The following is a 6,996-nucleotide window of genomic DNA, read 5'->3' as shown; positions in this document are numbered from 1 at the left end:
CCGCCGGCCGCTGCGCCGGCTGCTGCGACCGCTGCGCCGGGCGGTCCGGTCCTGGCTGCAGCCCGCCGCCGAGCGCATCCGCCGCGCCGCCGACCGGGCCGTGCCGGGGCGCGCCACGCGGGCCGCCGACCCGGCGCTGGCCGGCTACTTCGGCATCGCCGGGCTGCGCCGCATCGCGCGGGCGCGGCGTGCGTTGCGCCGATCGCGGGTTCGCTTGCAGATCGCCCTCGCACCGGTCGAGCGCGCCGCGCGGGCCGCCGGCACCCGGTTCGCCGCCCTCCACCGGCGCAACATGGCGGCCGTCGAGGCCGTCGGCCGGCCGGCCGCGCGGGTGCTGCGGCTCGACAGTCTCGGCCGGGCCATGCAGCCGGCCTGGAAGCTGTTCACGGCCCTGACCTTCTCGAGCCTCACCCGGCGCATCGTCTTCCTCAACGTCGCCGGCCTGCTCGCCCTCGTGGTCGGCATCCTCTATCTCACCCAGTTCCGCGCCGGCCTGATCGACGCGCGGGTGCACAGCCTGCTGGTGCAGGGCGAGATCATCTCGGGCGCCATCGCCGCCTCGGCGACGGTCGACACCGACACCATCACGATCGATCCGCAGCGCCTGCTCGAGCTGCAGGCGGGCGAGAGCTACGGCCCGTCCGACGACGTGCTGTTCGGCTACGAGTTCCCGCTCAATCCCGAGCAGGTGGCGCCGCTCTTGCGCCGCCTCGTCACCCCGACCAACACGCGCGCCCGCATCTACGACCGCGAGGGCACGCTGTTCATGGACAGCCGCACGTTCCTCGGCCGCGGCGACGTGCTGCGCTACGACCTGCCGCCGCCGACCGCCGAGAAGCCGGGCGCGGTCGAGCGCACCTTCGGGGCGGCGCGGCGCTGGCTCGGCCGCGGCGATCTCCCGCGCTACCGCGAGCTCGGCCCGGAGGAGAACGGCAAGGCCTATCCGGAGATCGCCCAGGCGCTCGCCGGCCAGAAGGCGAGCGTGGTGCGCATCGACGACCGCGGCAACGTCATCGTCTCGGTGGCGATCCCGATCCAGCGCTCCCGCGTGGTGCGGGCCGCGCTCCTCTTGTCCACGCAAGGCGGCGACATCGACCAGATCGTCGAGGCCGAGCGGCTGGCGATCCTGAAGGTGTCGCTGATCGCCGCCGGCATCATGTTCATCCTGTCGCTGCTGCTCGCCGGCACCATCGCGGGGCCGGTGCGCCGGCTCGCCGACGGCGCCGAGCGGGTGCGCCGGCGCATCAAGACGCGCGTCGAGATCCCCGACTTCACCGGCCGTCGCGACGAGATCGGCCATCTCTCCGGCGCGCTGCGCGACATGACCAACGCGCTCTACAGCCGCATCGAGGCGATCGAGAGCTTCGCGGCCGACGTGGCGCACGAGCTGAAGAACCCGCTGACCTCGCTGCGCTCCGCCGTGGAGACCCTGCCGCGGGCGAAATCGCCGGAGAGCCAGGCGCGGCTCCTCGCCGTCATCGAGCACGACGTGAAGCGGCTCGATCGGCTGATCTCCGACATCTCCGACGCCAGCCGGCTCGACGCCGAGCTGCAGCGCAACGACTCCGCGACCGTCGATCTCCGCCGCCTGCTCACCACCGTGGTGGCGGTGGCCAACGAGGTGAAGCGCGGCAAGGGCGTCAACGGGGTGGGCGTGTCGCTCGCCTTCGAGGGCGGCGGGCCGCGCAGCTTCCAGATCTCCGGCCACGACTCGCGCCTCGGCCAGGTGGTGCACAACCTGATCGACAACGCCCGCTCCTTCTCGCCGGAGGGCGGCACCGTGCGGGTCACCTGCCGGCGCCGCGACAAGGAGCTCGAGATCACGGTCGAGGACGACGGACCCGGCATCCGGCCCGATGCGCTCGACAAGATTTTCCAGCGCTTCTACACGGACCGCCCCGACGACCAGGGCTTCGGCCAGAACTCCGGCCTCGGCCTGTCGATCTCCAAGCAGATCGTCGAGGCGCATGCCGGCCGCATCTGGGCCGAGAACCGCCTCGGCCCGGCCCCCGCCCCGGACGCCGACGAGGACGACGACGGCCCGGCCGTCCTCGGCGCCCGCTTCGTCGTCCGCCTGCCGGCGATGTGAGGCTGGCGATCATGCCGGCGAGACGAGGAAGCGAAGCGGGCGGCCACGCTGTCGCCCGTGCATGTTCAGTCGCTTCGATGAGCCGGTTGGCCGCGGCAGGCCGCAGCCTGCTCTCTCCCCCCTTGTGGGGGAGAGGTGGAGAGGGGGGTGAGCCACGAATTCGGAGACCGTGGCTCACCCCCCTCCCTCCCCCTCAAGGGGGGAGGGAACGCAGGAGCCCCGAGGCTTTCTGCAACAATGTCCGCCCGCCCGCCACGCCATTATGACCCCCACCCTCCACGCCACCGCCGTGCTGGTCGGGCGCTGCGCCGTGCTGATCCGCGGGCCGTCGGGATCGGGAAAGTCGCGGCTGGCGCTGCGGCTGATCGAGGCGGCCGGAACGGTCGGCGGCTTCGCCCGGCTGGTGGCGGACGATCGCACCATCGTGACGGCGGCCGGCGGGCGCCTCCTGGCGCGTCCGCCCGAAAACCTCGCCGGGATGATCGAGGTGCGCGGCCTCGGCATCGGACGCCGCCCGCACGAGCCGGTAGCGGTGGTCGGGCTGGTCGTCGATCTCGCCGACCCCCGGGCCGAGCGGCTGCCTGACGCGACCGACACGGTCGTCTGCATCGAGGGTATCGAAATGCCGCTATTGCGGCTGCCGCCGGGTGTCGACCCGCTGCCCGCCGTGCTGGCCGCCCTGGCCGGCCTCGATTCCGACGGGCCGACATCGGCGTGACGGAAACACCACGGCGAGGCGTGGCGTCGCAGGTTCTTCACCGAACGGTCACGACTGCATATTAACGAATGACAACTTGAATTTAGCCGTCAGTCTGAAAGGATCCGGCGGTCGTCGTCCGGGCGCGGGGCGGTGTGCTGATGTGCTCCGGCGAGGCTTGCCGGGCCCCCGGCCTTGCGGTATCGGCGACGCCCGGCCCGCGGCTGTCCGCGCCGCGCCGGCCGTCGGGGGACACGCCGCGGACGCAGAGGCCGAAGACCCGGGCACTTGCGCTCGGGCTCCGGGATGTCATGATCCAGTCGCTTTGTCGTGCGGCGCGGTTCGCGCGCCGCGGGGTGTTCCGATGATCGGTCTCGTCCTCGTGACCCACGGTCGGCTCGCCGTCGAGTTCCGGGCCGCCCTGGAGCACGTCGTCGGGCCGCAGACCCAGATCGAGACCGTCACGATCGATCCGAACGACAATGTCGAGCTCCGCCGCAAGGAGATCATCGACGCGGTCGGCCGGGTCGACACCGGCGACGGGGTCGCCATCCTGACCGACATGTTCGGCGGCACCCCGTCGAACCTCGCCATCTCGGTGATGAGCCTGCCGAACGTCGAGGTGCTGGCCGGCATCAACCTACCCATGCTGGTGAAGCTCGCCAAGATCCGCATCGAATGCCCGCTGGCCGAATCGGTCGCGGCCGCGCAAGAATCGGGGCGCAAATACATCACCATCGCCAGCCGCGTTCTGGCCGGGAAATGAGCAGGCGATGAGCGACGAGATCGACGCGATCGACGGGACCTGCGGGCCGGAGTTTCCGCCGCCCCGCGAGGGCGCCGTCGTCCGTCACATCCCGATCATCAACCAGAAGGGCCTGCACGCCCGCGCCTCGGCCAAGTTCGTCCAGACGGTCGAGCGCTTCCAGGCCCGGGTGTTCGTCACCCGCTGCGGCCAGACGGTCGGCGGCGACTCGATCATGGGCCTGATGATGCTGGCCGCCGCTCCCGGCACCACCATCATGGTCGAGGCCCTCGGGTCCGACGCCGAGGCCGTGGTCGCCGCCCTGGTCGAGCTGATCGGTAACCGCTTCGGCGAGGACGACTGAGCGAGCGGCCGTTCGTCCCCTCCCCACCGTCTCGAGAGCCGCGTGTCCCGGGCGCGTCGCAGACGCGGACCGGGACCCAGAGCGACAGTGCGAGGCACTGGCCGGGCGCTTTTCCCTTCGTTCATGCTCGTGGCCCTGGGCCCCGGCTCTGCGGCGCATCGGGCCGTCGGCCCGACGCGCCTTGTCCGGGGCGCGGCGCCCGGGCCCGGGGCAGCTCCCGGCGCGGGCGCCACGATCCCTAACCGCGGCTTAACGACATAAAGAAGTCTTTATGTGTTTCTTGCGGGGTCGACCCGGCCCTGCTATAGGGCTCGCGACGCCGCCCGTGGTCACGAGGGCCGGGGCGCGCCCGTTTCCATCGCTCCACAGCCCAGGGATCTCCATGACCGCTTCCGCGAAGCCCGCGTCCGCCGCCGCCCCCGATTATGCCGTGAAGGACATCGGCCTCGCCGACTGGGGCCGCAAGGAGATCGCCATCGCCGAGACCGAGATGCCCGGCCTGATGGCGACCCGCGACGAGTACGGCCCCGAGCAGCCGCTGCGCGGCGCCCGCATCGCCGGCTCGCTGCACATGACCATCCAGACCGCGGTGCTGATCGAGACCCTCAAGGCGCTCGGCGCCGACGTGCGCTGGGCCTCGTGCAACATCTACTCGACCCAGGACCACGCCGCCGCGGCGATCGCCGCGACCGGCACGCCGGTGTTCGCCGTCAAGGGCGAGAGCCTGGTCGACTACTGGGAGTACACCCACAAGATCTTCGAGTGGGCCGACGGCGGCACCCCGAACATGATCCTCGACGACGGCGGCGACGCCACGCTGCTGATCCATCTCGGCGCCCGCGTCGAGGCCGGCGAGACGGCGCTGATCGCCAAGCCGACCAACGAGGAGGAGGAGGTCCTCTTCGCCGCGATCAAGAAGCGCATCAAGGAGCAGCCCGGCTGGTACAAGAAGAACGCCGAGGCGATCCGCGGCGTCACCGAGGAGACGACCACGGGCGTGCATCGCCTCTACGAGATGCAGAAGAAGGGCCAGCTCCTGTGGCCCGCCATCAACGTCAACGACTCGGTCACCAAGTCGAAGTTCGACAACCTCTACGGCTGCCGCGAGTCGCTGGTCGACGGCATCCGCCGCGGCACCGACGTGATGATGGCCGGCAAGATCGCCATGGTGGCGGGCTTCGGCGACGTCGGCAAGGGCTCGGCCGCCTCGCTGCGCAACGCCGGCTGCCGCGTGATGATCTCCGAGATCGACCCGATCTGCGCCCTGCAGGCCGCGATGGAAGGCTACGAGGTCGTCACCATGGACGACGCGGCGCCGCGCGCCGACATCTTCGTCACCGCGACCGGCAATCTCGACGTGATCACGGTCGATCACATGCGCAAGATGAAGGACCGCGCCATCGTCTGCAACATCGGCCACTTCGACAGTGAGATCCAGGTCGCGGGCCTGAAGAACTTCAAGTGGCACAACGTGAAGCCGCAGGTCGACGAGGTCGAGTTCCCGGACGGCCACCGCGTCATCCTGCTGTCCGAGGGGCGGCTCGTGAATCTCGGCAACGCCACCGGCCATCCGAGCTTCGTGATGTCGGCCTCGTTCACCAACCAGACGCTGGCCCAGATCGAGATCTTCGCCAACCCGGGCAAGTACGAGAAGAAGGTCTACGTGCTGCCGAAGGCGCTCGACGAGAAGGTCGCCCGCCTGCACCTCGCCAAGGTCGGCGCCAAGCTGACCCGCCTCTCCGACAAGCAGGCCACCTATATCGGCGTGCCGGTCGAGGGCCCGTTCAAGCCCGAGCTGTACCGCTACTGAGGGACGCGGCCGCCACGCGGCGGCACGACGACGACACGATCAGGACGGCCGGGCTCGCCCGGCCGTCTTGCTGCCGGACAGGCCGGCGGGCGACCGTCCGTCGATGGTCCCGCGCCAAAAGGTGGTCCGGGGTCGGGGTGTGCCCGCAACACCACGGATTTGACCTTCCCCCTGCCGCACTGCGATTATAAGAGTGAATCGGCCGGTCGGGCCGACATGCCGCGGCCGGGAAGGAGCATGTCCCCATGTGCCGCTGGATCGCCTATCGGGGCGAGACGATCGCGCTCGAACACTACGTCACGGCGCCCGCCCGCTCGCTCGTCGCGCAGAGCATCCACGCCCTGGAATCCACCGCCGCCACCCATGGCGACGGCTTCGGGCTCGGCTGGTACGCCGAGCACCCGGAGCCCGGCCTCTACCGCGAGGTGCGGCCGGCCTGGTCGGACGAGAACCTGCGCTATCTCTGCCGCCACATCCACTCGCACCTGTTCTTCGCCCATGTGCGCTCGGCGACCGGCACGCCGATCACCCGGCCGAACTGCCACCCGTTCGCCTGCGGCAACTGGCTGTTCATGCACAACGGCTTCATCGGCGACTGGAACCGCATCCGCCGCCGCGTCGAGGGGCTGATCCCGGACGAGCTCTATGGCTCGCGCGCCGGCACCACCGACTCCGAGGCCGTGTTCCTGGCCATGCTGGGCGCCGGGCTGGACCGCGATCCGATCGGCGCCACGGCCCGCACCATGGCGGCCATCACCGAGATGACCCGCGAGGGCGGCCGCGCCGACCCGCTGCGCTTCACCGCGGCGATCGCCAACGGGCGCGACCTCTACGCCTTCCGCTACGCCGTCAACGACGAGGCCAACACGCTCTACTACCGGTCCTCCGGCCAGGACGTGGTGTGCGTCTCCGAGCCGCTCGACGAGGACCGCACCGGCTGGCACGCGGTGGCGCCCGACCACGTCGTCGTCGCCCGCGCCGGCCGCCGGGTCGAGGTGCAGCCCTTCGCGGTCGCCAACGCGCTGGCGGCCGAATAGGGGGCGGGCCTCCTCCCGGCCGTGCCGGGGAGCCGCGCCGCTTCGACCTCTCCCCGCGTGCGGGGAGAGGTCGGGTTTCGCGCCGCGGGCGGGAAATCCGGGTGAGGGGGCGTCTCCCAGGCGCCGAGACTCGCGGAAACGCCCCCTCACCCGTCTCGCCGCTTCGCGGCGAGCCACCCTCTCCCCGCAAGCGGGGCGAGGGAAGCCGCGCCCGCTGCGCGCCCTCCTTGCCCCCAAGCTCTCCGCGCGCCCCT

6 protein-coding genes are annotated in these 6,996 nt (G+C 71.3%); all 6 read left to right on the top strand.

The features are described from left to right. Positions 1 to 361: 361 nt before the first annotated feature. The gene (locus ABTU92_RS18420; RefSeq protein WP_408093098.1) at positions 362 to 2,089 is read left to right on the top strand and encodes a stimulus-sensing domain-containing protein; all 1,728 of its coding nucleotides are present in this window, start codon (positions 362 to 364) and stop codon (positions 2,087 to 2,089) included. A gap of 262 nt (positions 2,090 to 2,351) precedes the next feature. Continuing rightward, entirely contained in the window at positions 2,352 to 2,807 is a 456-nt protein-coding gene (locus ABTU92_RS18415) for an HPr kinase/phosphorylase (RefSeq protein WP_408093093.1), read from the top strand. A 343-nt stretch (positions 2,808 to 3,150) separates the two neighbouring features. Then, a complete protein-coding gene (locus ABTU92_RS18410) occupies positions 3,151 to 3,552 on the top strand; it encodes a PTS sugar transporter subunit IIA (protein WP_408093092.1) in 402 nt (133 codons plus the stop codon). 7 nt (positions 3,553 to 3,559) lie between these two features. Then, positions 3,560 to 3,895, top strand: a complete 336-nt coding sequence (locus tag ABTU92_RS18405) for an HPr family phosphocarrier protein (protein ID WP_408093091.1) — start codon at positions 3,560 to 3,562, stop codon at positions 3,893 to 3,895. Positions 3,896 to 4,277: 382 nt separating this feature from the next. Beyond that, positions 4,278 to 5,705, top strand: coding sequence for an adenosylhomocysteinase (gene ahcY, locus ABTU92_RS18400; protein ID WP_408093090.1), 1,428 nt, complete (start codon positions 4,278 to 4,280; stop codon positions 5,703 to 5,705). A gap of 245 nt (positions 5,706 to 5,950) precedes the next feature. Further along, positions 5,951 to 6,742 (top strand): class II glutamine amidotransferase, encoded by a 792-nt coding sequence (locus ABTU92_RS18395; RefSeq protein WP_408093089.1) that lies wholly within the window; start codon positions 5,951 to 5,953, stop codon positions 6,740 to 6,742. Positions 6,743 to 6,996 lie beyond the last annotated feature (254 nt).

Source organism: Rhodoplanes sp. SY1, assembly GCF_046000175.1.
Taxonomy (GTDB): domain Bacteria; phylum Pseudomonadota; class Alphaproteobacteria; order Rhizobiales; family Xanthobacteraceae; genus Rhodoplanes.
This window is presented reverse-complemented; position numbering and strand designations above follow the sequence as displayed.

Excerpts from the sequence above, each read along its gene's own strand:
- ABTU92_RS18420 (WP_408093098.1), top strand. The coding sequence starts at position 362 with ATGCAGCCGGCCTGGAAGCTGTTCACGGCCCTGACCTTCTCGAGCCTC.
- ABTU92_RS18415 (WP_408093093.1), top strand. The coding sequence starts at position 2,352 with ATGACCCCCACCCTCCACGCCACCGCCGTGCTGGTCGGGCGCTGCGCC.
- ABTU92_RS18410 (WP_408093092.1), top strand. The coding sequence starts at position 3,151 with ATGATCGGTCTCGTCCTCGTGACCCACGGTCGGCTCGCCGTCGAGTTC.
- ABTU92_RS18405 (WP_408093091.1), top strand. The coding sequence starts at position 3,560 with ATGAGCGACGAGATCGACGCGATCGACGGGACCTGCGGGCCGGAGTTT.
- ahcY (WP_408093090.1), top strand. The coding sequence starts at position 4,278 with ATGACCGCTTCCGCGAAGCCCGCGTCCGCCGCCGCCCCCGATTATGCC.
- ABTU92_RS18395 (WP_408093089.1), top strand. The coding sequence starts at position 5,951 with ATGTGCCGCTGGATCGCCTATCGGGGCGAGACGATCGCGCTCGAACAC.